We start from the raw sequence: 19,515 nt of genomic DNA, 5'->3' as shown, positions 1-19,515 counted from the left end.
TTCTCTTGTCTTTCTTTTCTTTCTTTTTAAGGAGTGATTAAGTCATGCATGTATGGGATGCAGAGTTAAGAGTCCGATATGGAGAAACTGACAAAATGGGTATAGTTTACTATTCTAATTATTTTAACTGGTTTGAAATTGGCAGGACAGAGTTTTTTCGTTCTTTAGGGATGTCTTACAGAAGTTTAGAAGAAAAAAATGTAATGCTACCTGTAATTGACGCTCAGTGCAAATATTTTTCGTCTGCTTTGTATGACGACCTTATAATAATACGTACTCGATTAGAATTTGTTAAAGGAACCCGTATTAAATTTTTATATGATATAATACGAAAAGAGGATAACAAACTTTTAGCACAAGGTTATACAGAACATCCTTTTACCAACCTTGAAAAGAAACCTATTAACTTAAAGAAAGTCATGCCAGAAGTTTATCAAATGCTTGCAAAATGTTGTGATTAAAATTTATAAAAAATGGTATAAAATACTATGAAAATGAGTTATAATAAATAATAGGGTAACCGATTTTTTTAAATGCACTTTTTTAAGTGTATTTTTTCTTAAAATTATAGTAAACGTTTACATATTTTATAAGAACTCTATGTTTTTTCTCAATATAACGGTATAATAATTATGGGAAAAGGAGGCGTTTTTGTTGCACAACATAAAAGTAGGAGAAAATTATGAGGTATATATTGACAATATGGCTCATGAAGGGCAAGGAGTTGGAAGAATTGGAGGAGTTGCTACATTTGTAGAAGGAGCATTGATAGGAGAAAAGGTCGTTGCACAAATAGATAAAGTTTATAAAAATTACGTTATAAGTCATGTAGTCGAAATATTAGAAAAGTCTCATGATAGAGTAAAGCCTTTATGCTCTTATGCAAATAAATGTGGGGGTTGCTCTTTCCAGCATCTAAGTTACGAAGGGCAGTTAAAATACAAAACACAAAAGGTAAAAGACAATTTAGAAAGAATAGGCAAAGTGTATACTAAAGTTCATGAAATCATAGGAATGAAAGAGCCACAAAGGTATAGAAATAAGGCTCAGTTTCCTGTTGGAATGCTCGATGGTGAAGTAGTGACGGGCTTTTATGCGCCTCGTTCTCACGATATTGTACCTATAGAAAGCTGTATGATACAGAATGAGATTAGTGATAATATTGCAAGAACTGTAAGAAATTGGATTAAAAAATACAACGTTTCTGTATATGATGAAAAAGCAGGAAAGGGTTTGATAAGGCATATTGTCACAAGAGTTGCGTTTAAAACAGGAGAAGTTATGGTTATCCTTGTGGTTAATGGAAAACACATACCCTATAAAGAACAATTAATTGATGCTTTGAAAAAAGAGATAAAGGGGCTTAAAAGTGTAGTATTAAATATCAACACAAAAAGAACTAATGTGATTATGGGGAAGGATAATATAACTATTTATGGAAGCGATAATATTATTGACTATATCAAGGACATAAAATTCGAGATATCACCTTTATCCTTTTTTCAAGTAAATCCTGTTCAAACAGAGGTTTTATACGGAAAGGTCCTTGAGTATGCCGATTTAAAGGGAAATGAGACCGTAATAGACGTGTATTGTGGGATAGGTACCATATCTTTATTTGCAGCACAGAAGGCTTTTTTTGTCTATGGTATTGAGGCTGTCCACCAAGCAGTGGAAGATGCAAAGAGAAATGCTTACATAAATGGCATTAAAAACGTGGAATTTATTTCAGGACAAGCGGAAAAAGTAATGCCTGAGTTAGTTGATAAAGGAGTCAAAGCAGATGTAGTTATAATAGATCCTCCAAGGAAGGGTTGCGATATACCTGTTTTAGAAGCAATTGTGAATATGAATCCACAAAAAATTGTATACGTCTCTTGTAATCCTTCTACATTGGCACGAGATTTGAGATATCTTGATGACAAAGGATACAAAACGATGGAAGTGCAACCTGTTGATATGTTTCCTTATACGCATCACGTTGAAAGTGTTTGCTTGATTACTAATAAAAGTTAACAATTTTGATTACTGGAAGTAGAATAAAAATCGTGTTTCCCACTATTTAAAGAGAGTTAGAACTTAGGTTATTGGAAAATAAATTAATTGGTTTTAGATGTTTTTATGCAATAGAATAGACTTTGGGGTGCGTTAAATGAACCAGTTAATGATACAAGAAAAAATTTTTTTAAATATTGCTGTAGTTTTTTTAGGGTATTTTATAAAAAAATCCAGGAAATTTCCTGAAAATTCAGGTGATGTACTGAGCAAGATTGTGCTTTATATAACTTTACCTGCTACGATTTTAACTATTTTTTCTCAGTATAAAATTGATGCGCGATTATTTATTCTCACTTTTATAAGTATTATTTTGGGAGTTTTGACATTTATCTTTGGATATTTTGTGGTAAAAAAAGTTAACTTAGATAATTCTGATAAATGGACTCTGTTGGTTTCTATATGCGGATATAATATAGGTTTATTTGCCCTTCCCTTTATACAGCAGGTTTATGGAAATGAAGGCATTATAAATATGGCAATGTTTGATATGGGTAATTCTTTTATTGTTTTTGGTTTTGCCTATGGTGTATCTTTTTTAGCGGGTGGAAAAACTAATTTTAATTTAAAAGAGGTATCAAAAAAGATTATATATTTTTTTCCACTTGATGTGTACATATCAGCTCTTTTAATGAGTTTATTTAATATCAATTTTACTGGGATGACAAAGGAATTTATTTATCAACTTTCTCTACCTAACAATATTCTTGCTTTATTTACAATTGGATATTTTTTGGATTTTGATTTGAATAAAAATGAATTAAAAGCTTTGATAATAGGTTTGTTTGTAAAATTTTTACCGGGAGTTGCTTTAATTTTAACAACACCGTTTTTGTTTGATACAAAACTGCTTATAATAAAAATTATAACAATAGGAGCAATTCTTCCTACTCCTATGGTAGCAGTAATTTATGCCAAGGAAAGAGGACTAAATGCTAAATTGGCTTCTGTTTTTATTACCGCTTCAATTATTATAAGCATTTTACTTATGACTTATATAATGCTTAGATGGAAATAAAGGGCAGTAAGGTTTATATATTCCTTACTCCCCTTTTTAATTTATCTATTTCTTTTCTAAAGTATATATACATTATGCTTCCTTCAAACGCCCATTGGATGGCTGTTACAAACCATACATAGACAACTCCTAAATTTAAAATGTAGATGACTATGTACATAAGAGGAAGTCTTATAAACCAGCTGGATATTGTAGAGATAATAAAGGGGGTCTTTGTATTTCCACTTCCTTTAAGGCCTCCACCATAAACCATGCCAACTGCCATAAAAGGTTGTTCAATAGAGGCTACCATAAGACACAAAATTCCTACTGCAATTACATCGGTATCTTTTATAAAAGCTCTCATCAAAGGATAAGGTATTGTAAGGAACAATATTGACATTGTACCCATAATAGCTACAGCGAAGAATGCTGCAATATTTGTATATCTTTTTGCACTTTCATAGTTTTTTGCGCCAACCATTTGACCTGCCATTGTGGTTGCAGCCACTGCAAAACCCCATCCCGGCATAAAAGAGATAGATTCAATTGTAGTTGCAATTTGATTGGCTGCGAAAGCTACTGTTCCAAGGTGCATTATCATAAATATTGAAATAAGTCGACTTATGTCAAAGGAACCTTCTTGAAGAGAAGCAGGTAAGGCAAGTTTTAGTATCTTTACAATTATTTGCTTGTCAAAATTTATTATATCAAAAAGATCAATATTTAATATTTTTTGGTTGAAATAATATAACATTATAAATATAAAGCCAGAGAATTGTGCTATAGTAGTAGCAATTGCAGAACCTTTTACACCCAAAGCAGGAAAGCCTAATTTTCCAAATATTAAAATCCAATCCAATAAAATGTTGATAAATATAACTATACTTGCTGCTATCATGGGGGTTTTTGTATTTCCTTGTGCTCTTAAAACTGCGTTTAATACATTCATAAGCATATTAAAGAAAATACCTATTGATGCAATTTTTATATATATTTTTCCTAAGAAAAGTACATTACCAGTAGCACTGGCTATTATTAAAAAATTTTCTGCAAAAGCAAAAAGTATTAAAGAAATAATAATAGCGACAATAGTTCCTAACAAAATTCCTTGAGATGCGTATTTTTTAGCAGTTTCAAAATCTTTTGCTCCAATGCTACGGGCGACATAGGAAGTTACTCCTATAGAGATTCCCATTGCTACAAAAATGTTAGAGAAGGTATATATAATTTCTGATGCAAGGCCTACAGCACTAACACTGTCTTTACCGCCAAATTGCCCCACCATCATCGTATCTATTACCCACACAACCATGTATAAAAGCATTTCTCCAACTGCAGGTAATGCTAAATTAAGTATTTCTTTTATTTCTTTTTTAGTTGCCATATAACACCTCCTATTTTTATTGCAAAAATGCAAGGAAACTCCTACATTGTCTGTATTGTTTAGGGGCAATATCAATTGGATTATAATGGAGTCCAAATAGACTTTGATCAGCACTTATATATTTGTTTTTTCTAAACTTTTTAATCACTAATAGTATTATAACACAATAGGAAAATTAAAGTAACTGAGGCTTGTGTTGATAAAGGGATTTTTTAAATTTTGATTGAGTTTTTACATGGAAAAGTATAAAATATGAATAAAGGCAGTGTGGTGAGAAAATTAATTAAAGCCATGATTTTTAAATAATGAGACGGAGGCATATTTATATGTCTGAAATTATAAGACCAAAATATGAATACATTGCTTTTGATATTGCTAAAAGAATTGTAGATGGCGAGTTTAATGAGGGTGAGAGACTTTACGGCAGGTCAAATCTTGCGGGAATTTATAAAGTTTCACCTGAGACAATACGGCGTGCTATTTCCCTTTTACAGGACATGGGAGTAGTTTTTTCAGAACAAGGCAAAGGGATAATTATTAAATCCAAAGAAGCGGCGCAAAGATATATAAGCCAATTTAATGAAAGACAAACGTTAGAGGTTTTAAAAAAGGAATTGGTTAAAATCGTTGAAGAAAGAAAAAAACTTGATGAAAGACTAGAAACTCTTTTGTTAAAATTTATAGAATATGCCAATAGACTAAAAAATATTAGTGATTTTAACCCTGTTGAAATTCGCGTCAATGAAAAAAGCACTGCCGTTGGTAAGACTTTGGCTGAGTTAAAATTTTGGGATACTACAGGGGCGACCGTAATAGCTATTAGGAGAGGAGAAGATGTAATTATTTCTCCTGGCCCTAATGAAAGAATTAAAGGTGGGGATTATTTAGTTCTAGTTGGAAATAAAGAGGCTTTCCAAAAAAGTATATCTTTAGTTGATAATTATACTGTTATTAGTTTTTCCTAGCATCTTATTGCTAGGTTATTTTTTTTATTTGAATTCAATTTAAGTTAAAGAATTGCTTTCTGTTCACTTTCATGTATAAAATTCAAAAAAGAGGTTATATTTAGAAGTGAATTTATTAGTTTATGAGAGACATTAATTATTTTCCAATAAGAATAAAAAAAGGAGGAAATAACCTAGCTGGTAATGCCTTTTATTGACATACTGACAACTTTATTATATAATATAGGTTGTCACTTAGAAAGGAGGCGTGGTAGCATTGATAAGATTTGAAAATATAGTAAAAACATATGGAGAAACTGAAATATTAAAAGGAATAAATTTAGAAATAAAAGATAATGAATTGGTGGTTTTGATAGGACCGAGTGGTTGTGGGAAAACCACTTCGTTGAAAATGATAAATCGCTTAATTGAACCAACTTCTGGTAAAATATTTATAAACGGCCAAGATATTTCTCAGATAGACCCAATACAACTTCGCAGGAATATTGGATACGTGATTCAGCAAATTGGTTTACTTCCCCACATGACAGTAGGGCAAAATATAGAATTAGTTCCTTTGCTTAAAAATTGGCCAAAAAAGAAGAGAATTGAAAGAGTAAAGGAATTAATGCATCTTGTAGGAATGCCTCCAGAAGAGTATATGAACAGATATCCAAAAGAATTATCTGGTGGGCAACAACAGAGGATAGGAGTTGCACGGGCTTTGGCTGCAGATCCAGACATCATTTTAATGGATGAACCTTTTAGTGCCCTGGACCCTATTACAAGGTCTCAGTTACAAGAAGAACTTTTTGAATTGCAGCAAAAGTTGCAAAAGACCATTGTATTTGTAACTCACGACATGGATGAGGCGTTAAAATTAGGTGACAGGATCTGTATAATGAAAGATGGAAAAGTAGTGCAATTTGATACTCCCGAAGAAATATTGAAAAATCCAGCAGATGAATTTGTGGAGAATTTTATAGGGAAAAAACGAATGTGGATACAACCAGAGCATGTTTTAGCAAAAGATATTATGATTACCAATCCAATAAAGGCTCTTCCTTCCAGGACTCTTGCACAAGCGATAGAAATTATGAGTAATAGTGGTGTTGACAGTATTTTAGTGGTTAATAAAGAAAATCAACTTTTAGGCATAGTAACAGCGGAGGATATAAGGGCTAATAAAAACACTGCAAAACGGATAGAAGAGATTTATACTCGAAATGTTTATACAGTCAAACCTGATGATTCAATTTTAGATGTTCTTAAATTAATGGCGCAAAAAAATATAGGATATGTACCAGTAGTGAATGAAAATAATTTGCTCCAAGGCTTGATCACGCGAAGTGCCCTGGTAAATTATTTAGGTGCAAATTATGCAGAATAGGAAGGAGGACTTTTAAATAGTGTTGGCAGAATATATAAATTTTATGAAAGATAGAGCTGACGATATTTTAATTTTAACAACTCAGCATATTCAATTATCTGTTATGGCTCTGATTATAGCTATAGCTATAGGAGTACCATTAGGTATCTTGATTGCAAAATTTCCTTCAACTTCTTCATTTGTCATTGGATTAGCCAATGCTGTACAAGCAATTCCAAGTTTAGCTTTGTTGGGATTTTTGGTGCCTTTTTTAGGTATAGGCTCAACTCCTTCAATAGTTATGATAGTTATGTATACACTACTACCAATTATAAAAAATACCTATACCGGTCTTGTCAATATAGATAAAGCTATACTCGAAGCGGGTAAAGGTATGGGAATGACGGAGATACAATTAATGAGGATGGTGCAACTGCCATTGGCTTTACCTGTTATAATGGCAGGTATTCGAATAGCAGCTGTGACAGCCGTTGGTTTTACTACTTTGGCGGCGTTGATTGGAGCCGGTGGTTTAGGTCAATTGATTTACAGGGGGATATCTATGGTGAATAACCAGATGATACTAGCAGGTGCAATACCAGCAATGATTTTGGCACTATTGATAGACTATATTTTACTTTTAGTAGAAAAGATAGTAACTCCAAAGGGAATAAAATAAAAAAAGGAGGAGATTTTAAATGAAAAGAATTTTGCTATTAAGTTTGGTTTTTATTTTAGCTGTTACTTTCATGGCATCTTGCGGTATTGGCAGTTCTCAAAGGAATGCAAATGATACTGTAGTTGTAGGATCAAAAAATTTTACAGAGCAAATTATCGTAGCTAATATGGTTGCCGAAATGATTGAAGCACATACCGATCTCAAAGTAGTGCGAAAACTAAACCTTGGCGGTACAAATGTAAACTTTGAGGCGATAAAAAGGGGAGGTGCGAATAACGGAATAGATATTTATGTTGAATATACAGGGACAGGTTTGGTGGACATATTAGGGATGGAACCTACTACTGATCCAGAAAAAGCTTATGAAACAGTGAAGAAAGAATATAAAGACAAATGGAATATAGTATGGTTGAAGCCACTTGGATTCAATAATACCTATACTTTAGCTGTAAAGGATGAATTGGCAAAGCAATATAATTTAAAGACTTTTTCAGATTTAGCTAAAATTAGCGATAAGTTAATCCTGGGAGCTACAATGGAATTTTTGGAAAGGCCTGATGGCTATCCTGGTCTACAAAAAGTGTATAATTTTAAGTTTAAAGATGCAAAATCTATGGATTCGGGTATAAGATATACAGCGATAGATAATAATGAAGTTCAGGTTATTGATGCTTTTTCTACTGATGGATTGCTAGTATCTCATAAACTAAAAATACTAGAAGACGATAAACACTTTTTCCCACCTTATTATGCTGTACCAATTATTAGGCAAGATGTGTTAGACAAACACCCTGAATTAAAAGATGTTCTCAACAAATTGGCAAATCAAATTTCTGATGAAGAAATGCAAAAACTTAATTACAAAGTCGATGGTGAAGGGCAAGATGCAGCAAAGGTGGCAAAAGAATTTCTAAAAGAAAAGGGATTAATTTAGCAGCAGAAATGTAAAGCTTCCTGAATTTAGTCGGTCAGGAAGCTTTATTATTTTATTTTAAGAATTAAAAATAAATTTTCTTCACTTTATCAGTTCAATTTGATAAAATATGTACTATACATAGAAAAGGTATAAAGGGGGATGCATTGTGAAGAACCTACGCATATACGATACAACATTAAGAGACGGAGTTCAAGGACAAGGTATATCTTTTACTGTGGAAGATAAATTAAAAATAGTTAAAGCGCTTGATGAGTTTGGTGTGGCCTATATTGAGGCAGGTAACCCTGGGTCTAATCCTAAAGATATTGAATTTTTTGAAAGAGTTAAGAATATTAAATTAAAAAATGCTAAATTAATTGCTTTTGGTAGTACAAGAAGAGCAAATACAACTACCGAAGAAGATGCTAATGTAATTTCACTCTTAAATGCTGACACAGAGGTAGTAACTATCTTTGGCAAGTCATGGGATTTTCAAGTTATAGAAATTTTGAAAACCACTTTAGAAGAAAACTTAAAAATGATTTATGATACAGTAAAGTTTTTTAAAGACAAAGGTAAGTCAGTTATATTTGATGCAGAGCATTTTTTTGATGGTTACAAACAAAATCCAGAGTATGCTTTAAAGACATTAGAAGTAGCATTAGAGGCGGGAGCAGACAGTGTATGCTTGTGCGATACAAAAGGCGGAGCTTTTCCTATGGAGGTTTATGAAATAACAAAAACTGTTGTGGATAAATTTAATACAGAAGTAGGGATACACTGCCATAATGATAACGGAATGGCTGTTGCAGATTCCATAATGGCAGTTGAGGCAGGGGCAATACAAGTACAAGGTACAATAAACGGTTATGGTGAAAGATGTGGCAATGCGAATTTATGTACCTTGGTACCGAATTTGCAATTACTTATGGGATATAAATGTGTGCCTGATGAAAATCTAAAACAATTGACTCATTTAGCGAGGTTTGTAAGTGAAATTGCAAATGTTACTCACGATGAAAGAGCACCTTTTGTGGGAAAAAACGCATTTGCCCATAAAGCTGGAATGCATGCTGATGCTGTAAATAAAAATACTTACTCTTATGAACTGATTGACCCGTCTTTAGTGGGAAATAGCAGAACCTTTTTAATTTCTGAAGTTGCTGGAAGAGGAGCAGTTTTAAATGCTATAAACGAGATAGACCCAACCATCAAAAAAAATTCACCTGAGACAAAATTAATTCTTGATAGGCTAAAAGAAATGGAGTATTTGGGGTATCAATATGAAAATGCAGGAGGCTCATTAGAACTTTTGATAAGAAAAGTCCTTGGAAGATACAAGCCAGCCTTTAATTTAAAAGAATTTAAAGTTATTGTAAATGAACCTTCTGTCAATAGTGTTAATTCTTTTGCAATTATAAAGGTGGAAGTAGATGGAGTGGAAGAAATAGCCGCTGCGGATGGAGACGGACCAGTGCATGCCCTTGATAATGCTGTAAGAAGGGTTTTGGAGAGATTTTATCCACAGATAAAAGAGATGAGGTTGACAGACTATAAAGTGAGGGTTTTGGATTCTAATTCTGCGACTGCTGCTAAAGTGAGGGTTATAATTGAGTCTACAGACGGAAAAGATTCTTGGAGCACGATTGGAGTTTCTACAGATATTATTGAAGCTAGTTGGAGGGCACTTGTTGATTCAATAGAATATAAACTAAATAAGGAGAATTGATTTATATGCGGAGAAATTGACATAAGTTTATTAAGGTGTTAAAGTAAAAGTGAGCCTGTCAATATCTCCGCTTTTTTATGAAAGGAGAGTACCTCTTGATAATAAGTGCAAGCAGGAGAACGGATATTCCAGCTTTTTACAGCGATTGGTTTTTTAAAAGAATTGAAGAAGGTTATGTTTTGGTAAGGAATCCTTTTAATTTTCATCAAGTCAGTAAAGTTTCTTTAAAGAAAGATGCAGTAGATGGCATTGTGTTTTGGACAAAAAATCCAGACAAAATGATACCAAAATTGTATTTAATAGAGGACTATACTTATTATTTTCAATTTACTTTAAATCCTTATGATAAAAAAATAGAAAAAAAAGTGCCGGAAAGATCTTATGCCATTGAAGTTTTTAAGAGGTTGTCCAGAGAAATAGGGAAAAAACGGGTTATTTTAAGGTATGACCCTATTATTTTAACTAAGGAGTTTGATATAGATTACCATGTGAAAAATTTTAATGAGATAGTGTCTGAACTTTATGACTACACTTCAAAATGCATAATCAGTTTTGTGACTTTTTATCCTAAAGTACGTAAGAATTTAGAAAGAATAGGTGCTTATGAGATAACCAAGAAACAAAAAATAGAAATTGCACACAGATTTTATGAAATAGCGAAAGAGCACTCAATTCAACTTGAGACCTGTGCTGAAGAATTGGAGTTATCCTACTATGGTATAGAGCGTGCAAGATGTATAGATCCGGATTTAATAGGGGAACTTTCGGGGAAAAAGCTTAATGTAGGAAAAGATAAAAATCAAAGGAAGTTTTGTGGATGTGCAGAAAGCGTTGATATTGGCGCTTATGATACTTGTTTACATGGTTGTATTTATTGCTATGCAAACAGGAATACGAGTTCTATAAAAAGAAATTTAAAGCAATATGATGTAAATTATCCATTGTTGTGTAGCAATTTGGTAGATGGAGACATAGTAAAAGAGAGAAGTGGAGTTTAAAAGAAAAAATATTATTTGCTAGAATAATAACAAAAAAGAATATTGTTATTTTATGATAAATATTATCTAATGTTATTGACTTTATACGAATGCGGACTTATAATTATTTTAAAAAGGATATTAATTAGTTATAATCGTGTATACAATATGCAAGATTCAGCTAGTAAATTTTAAGAGAGGTGTTTTTATGCAGTCTAATTTGCTGCTGCTAGGTACTATACTTCCTATTATAGCGGGTATTATTATTCTTTTTTTGAGACAACCTTTTATAAGAAAGGCTTTTATTGTAGTATCTTTAAGTGTAATCGTGGTGTTATCTTTAATTATGTTGACGACATTGAAAGTACCAGATGTTTTTAATTACATGACTTATTACAATGTAATGGATTTGGCTATCAAAGTAGGGGATTTTGTTCTTTTGCTTTATGTGATTTATATTTCTTTTAAAATTAAAGAATGGAAAGCTACTTTTTTTGCGGTATTACAACTTGTTCCTTTAATATACTTTGAATTTTTTAAATTAAAAGAACATAAAATTGCGATGTTTTTTGTAGACGAACTCTCTATCATTATGAATTTAATCATATCTATTGTTGGTTCTTTAATAGCTATTTATGCTTTTGGATATATGGACCATCATGAAGAAGAAAAAAAAGTTTCTCCTACAAGACAGCCAAGGTTTTTTGCTATTATACTTGTATTTTTAGGAGCTATGAATGGGATAGTATTTTCAAATAATTTGATGTGGATGTATTTCTTTTGGGAAATAACTACACTAAGTTCTTTCCTGTTAATAGGCCATGACCAGACTGAAGGGGCTATTAAAAATGCTTCGAGGGCATTGTGGATTAACATGATGGGAGGCTTTGCTCTTTTATTAGGTATAATATTTATCTATACAAACTACAATACAATTTCTTTGGTAGAAGTATTGAGTATAAAAGACGCTACTTATATACTTCTACCCATGTTTTTTATAGCGTTTGCGGCATTTACTAAGTCTGCTCAACTGCCTTTTGAGAGTTGGCTTCTCGGCGCAATGGTGGCTCCAACACCGGTTTCAGCGCTTTTGCACTCCAGTACAATGGTTAAGGCAGGTATATATATTCTACTGAGGTTTTCGCCACTTTTTAGAGGTACTTTGTTGAGTGACTTTATAGCAATATATGGTGCTTTTACTTTTATAGCTACGGCTTTCCTTGCTGTAAGTCAAAGTAATGCTAAAAGGATATTAGCATATTCTACTGTGTCAAATTTAGGACTTATGATAGCAAGTATCGGGCTTAATACTTCTGGCGCTATTGCTGCAGCTATATTGCTCTTGATATTCCATGCAGTGTCCAAAGCTTTGTTATTTTTGTGCGTTGGAACAATAGAGCAACACATTGGAAGTAGAAATATTGAAGACATGAAAGGCTTAATAAATAGGATGCCTGTAACAACAATAATAACTTTTATAGGAATTTTAACTCTTATGGCAGCGCCCTTTGGGATGCTGGTTTCTAAATGGCTTATAATAGAAGTAGCAGCTAAGCAAATATTGATTTCCCTTATATTGGCGATAGGAAGTGCTTTAACAGTATTTTATTATACCAGATGGATAGGAAATCTTTTGTCAGGGACATATTTTAGCAAGCGCTCAGAGGAACGTATGAATTCCACAATCGGTATTTCTCTTTACAGCTTAACAGCTATAGCTATTGTGTTAAGCTTTATAGTTTCTAATCTTTATAACATGTTGGTGGTGCCGCAGATATTGACTATGAAAATGAATGTAGCACTAAAGGCTGTAAGAGGTTATTTATATACCTCAGCCGGTGGGTTTACTATATATCCAATTTTCATAACTCTTGGCATAGCAATTGTACTTTCATTGATTTCTATAAGAAAGGCTTCAGGAATTGCGGTAAAAACTGTTCCCTATACGGCTGGTCTTAATTATATAGAGGATAGTGGATATAATGTAAAGAATTATTATTTTACGACTTTTACAAATGAGGGAACATTGACGAAATATTTTAATTATGTTTCCATTCTTTTAATTGCTGTGATTTTGGGAGGTGCCATGTTATGACTTTGTATAAAATTATAATATTTGTCACAGCAATAATCGTTGCTCCACTGATTGGTGGTTTTTTGTCTGGCATTGATAGAAAGTTAACCGCTCATATACAAGGAAGATATGGACCTCCCATTTGGCAACCTTTTTACGATGTAATAAAACTTTTGCACAAACAAAGACTATTAGTAAATGACTTTCAAGTGTTTTCAGCTTATATGTATCTTTTGTCGGGGATTCTTTCGGTAGGACTTTTTGCATTAAAAACTGACCTTTTGATGATTTTATTTATAATGTCTGTAGGAGTTGTGTTTTATATAGCAGGAGCTCTTTCGACAAAATCACCTTACAGCCAGGTAGGGGCGCAAAGAGAGCTTATGCAGATGTTGGGTTACGAGCCAATGCTTATATTTTTTGTAATAGCAGTATACAACGTGACAGGAAGTTTTAATTTGGCACAAATAATGATTCATGGCAGATTACTTTTGGATTTGCCGTTGATGTTTATATTGTTAGGCTTGGTATTGACAATAAAGTTAAAGAAATCGCCTTTTGATTTATCAGCTTCAGAACATGCCCATCAGGAATTGGTAAGAGGTATTTTGACGGATTATTCGGGCCCGTATCTTGGTTTGATACAAATTGCAGATTGGTATGAGCTTGTGTTAATATTGGCTATGATTGCAATACTGTGGTCACAAAACCTTGTGATAGGTGCTCTTATTGCTTTAGCGACCTTTTTTGCGGATATAGTATTGGACAATATTAGTGCGAGAATGACAGTAAAATGGATGTTGGTCTTTAGTTGGAGCATAAGTATTTTGCTTACCATTGTAAATGTAGCTTATATATACTTTAGGAGATGATTTGTATGGGCTTAAAAGAGTTTATAGAAAAATCATTTAAAAAATCACCTTGGGTTATACACTATGACTGTGGCAGCTGCAATGGTTGTGACATTGAGCTTTTAAGTTGCATGACTCCTCTTTACGATATGGAAAGGTTTGGCATGGTCAATGTAGGCAATCCAAAACATGCGGATATTTTAGTTGTTACAGGTACTGTGAATCACAAGAATAAAGTGGTTTTGAAAAATATATATGACCAGATGCCAGAACCTAAAGTAGTAGTGGCAGTTGGGGTTTGTGCTGCTACAGGAGGTATTTTTAGGGAATGTTATAATGTCGTAGGAGGAGTAGATAAAATAATTCCCGTGGATGTGTATGTGCCAGGTTGCCCTGCTAAACCCGAAGCAATTATAGATGGCCTGTACAAAGCTACTGAAATTCTAAAGGAAAAATATGATAAAATGGCAAAAACTGAAGAGGTGTTAAAATGATTAATAGTAGAGAAGTAAAAATTGATGAGATTGAAAAAGAAGCGAAGTATTACTATGATAATGGTTATAGATTTGTTACAGAAACTTGTCTGGAGGAAGATGGGAAATTTAAGATAATTTATACTTTTGCAAAAGAGTATGAACTGGAAAATTTTCATGTTTATGTAAATACATCGGAAGAAGTTCCTAGTATTTCAAAAATATACTTTGCAGCTCTTTTAGTGGAAAATGAAATACAAGAGATGTTTGGCCTTAAGTTTAAAAATCTGGTTATAGATTTTGAAGGATTACTGCTTTTAGGTGAGTATTCTCCTATTTCTCCTCAGGCAAGTATAGAAATTATCAAAAAGAATAAAGGTGATAAAAATGAGTGACAAGAGTACTATACCATTTGGACCACAACATCCGGTTTTGCCAGAACCTATACATTTAAAACTTGTTGTTGAAGATGAAAAAGTTGTGGAAGCATATCCTTCTTTTGGGTATGTTCATAGAGGTCTTGAGATGCTGGCACAAAAAAAGGATGTCAATCAGATGGTCTATGTTGTTGAGCGGGTTTGTGGGATTTGTAGTGCAATGCATGGCCAGGCCTATTGTCAAGGGGTAGAAAGCCTTTTAAACATAGAAGTTCCTGAAAGAGCAAAATATTTGAGGGTGATTTGGGCTGAACTTCACAGGATTCACAGCCATTTGCTTTGGCTAGGCCTTATGGCTGATGCTTTTGGCTTTGAGAATCTTTTTATGTTAACTTGGAGAATACGAGAAAAAATCATGGATATTTTAGAGGCGACTTCTGGCAACAGAGTAATTATCTCTGTAAATATAATTGGCGGTGTAAGAAAAGATATAGATGGTGAGCAAGCAAAATGGATATTAAAAGAACTTGACAAGATTGAAGAAGAACTTAAAGAAGTTAACAAAGTAGTAAGGAATAATTATACAATAAAACAAAGGACTGTAGGAATTGGCGTACTTACTAAAGATGATGCGTATATTCTTGGAGCAACAGGTCCTGTGGCAAAGGGAAGCGGTGTTGCTATTGACATGAGAATGACAGGTTATGCTGCCTATGGCGATTTGGACTTTGAACCTGTAACAGAGACTGATGGAGATACGTATGCTAGGACTATTGTGAGAATGAGAGAGATATTCCAGTCTATAGACCTTGTGAGACAAGCTATAAATAAAATGCCAGAAGGAGAAATTGCCATAAAGGTAAAGGGGAATTTGCCGGCAGGGGAAGTTATTTCAAGAGTTGAACAATCCCGCGGTGAAGTGTTTTACTACCTTAAATCTAGCGGTGGGAAAAATTTGGAGAGGCTTAGAATAAGGACTCCTACTTTTGCAAATTTAGCCGCACTTTTAAAAATGTTGCCAGGAAGTTCACTGGCGGATGTGCCAGTATTGGTTTTAACTATTGACCCTTGTATAAGTTGTACTGAAAGGTAGGTGGTATAGATGTTGGATATGCTTAAAAACGTCCTCAGCAATCTTATCCACAAACCTGTTACAAGGAAATACCCTTTTGAAAAGAGGGAGCCTTTTGAAAGAGCGAGAGGACATATAAAGAATGACATAGACAAATGCATTTTATGTGGTATATGCCAAAGAGTCTGCCCTTCTAATTGCATACAGGTAAATAGAAAAGAGGGTAAATGGGTTTTTCAACCCTTTGAATGCGTAATTTGCGGTGCGTGTGTTGAAAATTGCCCAACGAAATCATTAAAAATGGAGGCAGAATATAGAGCTGTATCCAATGAAAAATATGAAATAGTTCACAAAAAGGAAGTTAAGAATCCTCCCACCAAGGATAAAAAGGAAGTGGCATAAGTGCATGAATTGTCTGTAACGCAGAGTCTAGTGGACATGGTATTGGAGGAAGCACAAAAAAGAGAGATAAAAAAAGTTACAAAAGTTACCATTGTCATAGGAGAGCTTACTGGTCTTGAAAGCGAAAGTATACAATTTTACTTTGGTGTATTAAGTGAAAATACAGTGGCAGAAGGAGCTGAATTAGTTTTTAAAAAAATAAAGGCACAGTTTAAGTGTGGACAATGTGGCAACATATTTGAACGTGTAAATTTTACTTTCAATTGCCCTGTGTGCGGTTCGACAGGAGTATTAGTGGACAAAGGAAAAGAATTTTATATAGAAAGCATAGAGGTGGAGTAGTATGGAGGAAATAATAATTATTAGAGATGTTCTTGAAGCAAACAACAATGTTGCCAGTAAGAACAAAGCTATAAAAGATGAGAGAAATATCTTGATGGTGAACATAATAGGTTCACCGGGAACAGGAAAAACCAGCTTTATCTTAAAAGCAATAGAACATCTTAAAGTACCTTGTGGTGTCATTGAAGGGGATGTCACTTCTGATATTGATGCTAAAAAAATGGCTGAGAAGAAAATTCCAGTTGTACAAATAAATACAGGCGGGTCATGCCATTTAAATGCTGGTTCAGTAAATAGGGCACTTCAAAGTTTGGCTTTTGACAATGGCATAGTGTTTATTGAGAATGTAGGCAATCTCATCTGTCCTTCTGGATTTGAATTGGGGGAAGACTTCAAATTGGCAATGGCAAATGTAACAGAAGGCGATGACAAACCCTATAAATATCCACTGCTGTTTACTAAAGCGAAAGCTGTAGTTTTGAATAAAATTGACATGCTGCCTTATTTTGAGTTTAATAAAAAATTTTTCTACGATGGAGTACGAGCTTTAAATCTAAATGCACCAATTTTTGAGGTGTCTGCAAGGACTGGAGAAGGGTTTGGAGAGCTTGCAAAATGGTTAGAGGAAGAATATCAAAAATTCAGGCAAAACAAATAGAAATTGCTGGTATTGTACAGGGCGTAGGTTTTCGCCCTTTTGTATTTACTCTTGCCAAAAAGTATCATTTAGGAGGTATAGTCTATAATACGTCTTCAGGAGTTTATATAGAAGTGGAAGGGGGAGAGGAAAATATCAATAATTTTTTAAAAGAGTTAAAAGATAATCCTCCTCCCCTTGCTGTTATCGATGAAATAGAAGTAAAAGACTTAGGAATTAGAGGTTATGAAGACTTCAAAATTATATCTAGTAAAGAAGATGGTGGATTTGTTCCTGTATCTCCTGATATGGGGGTCTGCGACGACTGTTTAAAGGAAATGAACGACCCAAATGACAGAAGATACAGATATCCTTTTATAAATTGTACTAATTGTGGCCCCAGGTTTTCTATAATAGAGGATATTCCTTATGATAGATCTAAAACTTCTATGAAAGTATTTCCAATGTGTGAAAAATGTGAGAAAGAATACAATGACCCCAATAACAGGAGATTTCATGCGCAACCTGTTGCCTGTTTTGACTGCGGTCCTAAGCTTGAATTTGTAGGAGGAAGTTGCAAGGAAGATGAAATAAAATGTGCTGCAGCTGCTCTTAAAAAGGGGAAAATTGTCGCTATTAAAGGTATAGGTGGTTTTCACTTGGCAGTAAACGCCCTTGATGAAAAGGCTGTTTCTAGTTTGAGAATTCGGAAAGAAAGATATGGAAAGCCTTTTGCTGTTATGATGAAAGACATAAAGCAGGTAGAGGAGTATTGCATTGTAGGAGAAGAAGAAAAAAAGCTTCTTTTAAGTCAGAGAAGGCCGATTGTGCTTTTAAAGAAAAAAGGAGAAAAACTTGCAAAAGGCGTTGCTGACGGATTAGATACGTTAGGAGTAATGCTTCCCTACGCTCCTATACATTATCTTTTGATGGAAGAGATTAATTTTCCTATTGTGATGACAAGCGGAAATGTCAGTGAAGAACCTCTTTGCAAAGACAATAAAGAGGCTTTAGAAAAATTAAAGGATATAGCTGACGTTTTTCTTTTAAACAATAGGGATATAGTCAACAGAATAGATGATTCAGTCACTTCCTTTAATGGAGGTGCTGAGAGAATTATAAGAAGGGCAAGGGGATACGCTCCTCAGCCAATTTTATTGAAAAAAGATGCTAAAGTAAATGTACTGGCAGTTGGTGGCTTTTACAAAAATACCTTTTGCCTCACGAAAGGTCATTATGCTTTTGTGAGTCATCACATAGGAGATTTAGACAATGAAAAGACTTTTGAATATTATAAAGAGCAAATAGAAAGGTATAAAAGACTTTTTAGAGTGACACCTCAGGTAATAGCACATGATATGCATAAAGGTTATCTTTCTACTCAATATGCTTTGACATTAGATTTACCTTCTATTGAAGTTCAGCACCATCATGCCCATATTGCCAGCTGTATGGCTGAGTACAATCTTGAGGAAAAAGTTATAGGAATAGCTTATGATGGTACGGGATATGGTGTAGATGGGAATATATGGGGTGCAGAATTTTTGATATGCGATTTAAAAGATTTCTTAAGAGTAGGGCATTTAGAATATAAACCGCTTCCCGGCGGTGAATTGGCAATAAAAAAGATATACAGAACTGCTTTAGGTTTTATTTCAAAGGATATAAATTTTTACAGAGATTTTGTGGGAAAATTTGATTCTAAAGAAGTTGATTTGATTTTGAAGCAGATTGAGAAGAAGATTAACACTCCTTATGTGTCCAGTATGGGAAGATTTTTTGATGCGGCGGTTTCTTTGATAGGCATAAGAGATCAAGTGCTCTTTGAGGGGCAGGGTGCAATGGAGCTTGAGAGCTTAATAGTTGAAGATAATGATTTTTATGATTTTGAGGTTTATCGGGATGAGGAATATATAATAGATCCAGAGGTAATATTGCGTCAACTCTATGAGGATTATAAAAATGGGGTTGACAGAAGAGTAATTGCTACAAAATTTCACAACTCTATTGTTGAGTTTACGTTTTATTTGGCATTAAAATTGAGAAAAGAATTCGGAATAAATAAAGTAGTATTAAGTGGTGGAAGTTTCCAAAATAGGTATTTATTAAAAAAACTATTGACTAGGCTTACTGCTTCAGGATTTGAAGCCTATTCTAACAGCAAGGTTCCTTGCAACGATGGAGGTATTTCATTAGGGCAGGCTGTTATTGCGGGTAAAAAATTGGAGGGATAA

19 protein-coding genes are annotated in these 19,515 nt (G+C 33.7%); 18 read left to right on the top strand and 1 reads right to left on the bottom strand.

The window, feature by feature from the left end; all coding sequences use genetic code 11:
* The first annotated feature begins 44 nt into the window (after positions 1-44).
* The 3 genes from TMATH_RS08130 (at position 45) to TMATH_RS08120 (ending at position 3,073) form a co-directional block, all read left to right on the top strand.
* Complete coding sequence (locus TMATH_RS08130; protein ID WP_012995606.1) at positions 45-461, top strand: acyl-CoA thioesterase; 417 nt, start codon at positions 45-47, stop codon at positions 459-461.
* A 193-nt stretch (positions 462-654) separates the two neighbouring features.
* Positions 655-2,016: a 23S rRNA (uracil(1939)-C(5))-methyltransferase RlmD gene (gene rlmD, locus TMATH_RS08125; protein WP_013150581.1), complete on the top strand. Its 1,362-nt coding sequence runs from the start codon at positions 655-657 to the stop codon at positions 2,014-2,016.
* 136 nt (positions 2,017-2,152) lie between these two features.
* Positions 2,153-3,073: an AEC family transporter gene (locus tag TMATH_RS08120; protein ID WP_012995604.1), complete on the top strand. Its 921-nt coding sequence runs from the start codon at positions 2,153-2,155 to the stop codon at positions 3,071-3,073.
* Positions 3,074-3,086: 13 nt separating this feature from the next.
* On the opposite strand, the gene TMATH_RS08115 is transcribed toward TMATH_RS08120, so the two are convergent.
* On the bottom strand, positions 3,087-4,553 hold the full coding sequence (locus TMATH_RS08115; protein WP_269479175.1) for an MATE family efflux transporter: 1,467 nt from the start codon (positions 4,551-4,553) through the stop codon (positions 3,087-3,089).
* Between the two features lie 212 nt (positions 4,554-4,765).
* Between TMATH_RS08115 and TMATH_RS08110 the strand changes: the two genes are divergently transcribed.
* The 15 genes from TMATH_RS08110 (at position 4,766) to hypF (ending at position 19,515) form a co-directional block, all read left to right on the top strand.
* Positions 4,766-5,404: a GntR family transcriptional regulator gene (locus TMATH_RS08110; RefSeq protein WP_012995602.1), complete on the top strand. Its 639-nt coding sequence runs from the start codon at positions 4,766-4,768 to the stop codon at positions 5,402-5,404.
* A 256-nt stretch (positions 5,405-5,660) separates the two neighbouring features.
* Positions 5,661-6,773 carry a betaine/proline/choline family ABC transporter ATP-binding protein gene (locus TMATH_RS08105; RefSeq protein ID WP_012995601.1) on the top strand — a complete coding sequence of 371 codons (1,113 nt, stop codon included), beginning with the start codon at positions 5,661-5,663 and terminating at the stop codon, positions 6,771-6,773.
* A gap of 19 nt (positions 6,774-6,792) precedes the next feature.
* Complete coding sequence (locus tag TMATH_RS08100) at positions 6,793-7,431, top strand: ABC transporter permease (RefSeq protein WP_012995600.1); 639 nt, start codon at positions 6,793-6,795, stop codon at positions 7,429-7,431.
* Positions 7,432-7,450: 19 nt separating this feature from the next.
* Positions 7,451-8,365, top strand: a complete 915-nt coding sequence (locus TMATH_RS08095) for an ABC transporter substrate-binding protein (RefSeq protein WP_013150580.1) — start codon at positions 7,451-7,453, stop codon at positions 8,363-8,365.
* A 148-nt stretch (positions 8,366-8,513) separates the two neighbouring features.
* Complete coding sequence (gene cimA / locus TMATH_RS08090) at positions 8,514-10,076, top strand: citramalate synthase (RefSeq protein WP_013150579.1); 1,563 nt, start codon at positions 8,514-8,516, stop codon at positions 10,074-10,076.
* Between the two features lie 95 nt (positions 10,077-10,171).
* On the top strand, positions 10,172-11,074 hold the full coding sequence (locus TMATH_RS08085) for a DUF1848 domain-containing protein (protein WP_013150578.1): 903 nt from the start codon (positions 10,172-10,174) through the stop codon (positions 11,072-11,074).
* Positions 11,075-11,261: 187 nt separating this feature from the next.
* Positions 11,262-13,148: an NADH-quinone oxidoreductase subunit 5 family protein gene (locus TMATH_RS08080; protein WP_013150577.1), complete on the top strand. Its 1,887-nt coding sequence runs from the start codon at positions 11,262-11,264 to the stop codon at positions 13,146-13,148.
* Positions 13,145-13,999: a respiratory chain complex I subunit 1 family protein gene (locus TMATH_RS08075; RefSeq protein ID WP_013150576.1), complete on the top strand. Its 855-nt coding sequence runs from the start codon at positions 13,145-13,147 to the stop codon at positions 13,997-13,999. The genes TMATH_RS08080 and TMATH_RS08075 overlap by 4 nt, the downstream gene beginning before the upstream one ends.
* A 5-nt stretch (positions 14,000-14,004) precedes the next feature.
* Entirely contained in the window at positions 14,005-14,472 is a 468-nt protein-coding gene (locus TMATH_RS08070) for an NADH-quinone oxidoreductase subunit B family protein (protein WP_013150575.1), read from the top strand.
* Positions 14,469-14,846, top strand: a complete 378-nt coding sequence (locus TMATH_RS08065) for an NADH-quinone oxidoreductase subunit C (RefSeq protein WP_012995593.1) — start codon at positions 14,469-14,471, stop codon at positions 14,844-14,846. Before TMATH_RS08070 ends, TMATH_RS08065 begins: the two co-directional genes overlap by 4 nt.
* On the top strand, positions 14,839-15,921 hold the full coding sequence (locus TMATH_RS08060) for a hydrogenase large subunit (RefSeq protein ID WP_013150574.1): 1,083 nt from the start codon (positions 14,839-14,841) through the stop codon (positions 15,919-15,921). The genes TMATH_RS08065 and TMATH_RS08060 overlap by 8 nt, the downstream gene beginning before the upstream one ends.
* A gap of 9 nt (positions 15,922-15,930) precedes the next feature.
* The gene (locus tag TMATH_RS08055) at positions 15,931-16,302 is read left to right on the top strand and encodes a 4Fe-4S binding protein (RefSeq protein ID WP_012995591.1); all 372 of its coding nucleotides are present in this window, start codon (positions 15,931-15,933) and stop codon (positions 16,300-16,302) included.
* Positions 16,303-16,644: a hydrogenase maturation nickel metallochaperone HypA gene (gene hypA, locus TMATH_RS08050; protein WP_013150573.1), complete on the top strand. Its 342-nt coding sequence runs from the start codon at positions 16,303-16,305 to the stop codon at positions 16,642-16,644.
* Between the two features lies 1 nt (position 16,645).
* Positions 16,646-17,302 carry a hydrogenase nickel incorporation protein HypB gene (hypB, locus tag TMATH_RS08045; protein WP_013150572.1) on the top strand — a complete coding sequence of 219 codons (657 nt, stop codon included), beginning with the start codon at positions 16,646-16,648 and terminating at the stop codon, positions 17,300-17,302.
* Positions 17,260-19,515: a carbamoyltransferase HypF gene (hypF, locus tag TMATH_RS08040; RefSeq protein ID WP_013150571.1), complete on the top strand. Its 2,256-nt coding sequence runs from the start codon at positions 17,260-17,262 to the stop codon at positions 19,513-19,515. The genes hypB and hypF overlap by 43 nt, the downstream gene beginning before the upstream one ends.

This window comes from Thermoanaerobacter mathranii subsp. mathranii str. A3 (assembly GCF_000092965.1).
Lineage (GTDB): Bacteria > Bacillota > Thermoanaerobacteria > Thermoanaerobacterales > Thermoanaerobacteraceae > Thermoanaerobacter > Thermoanaerobacter thermocopriae.
This window is presented reverse-complemented; position numbering and strand designations above follow the sequence as displayed.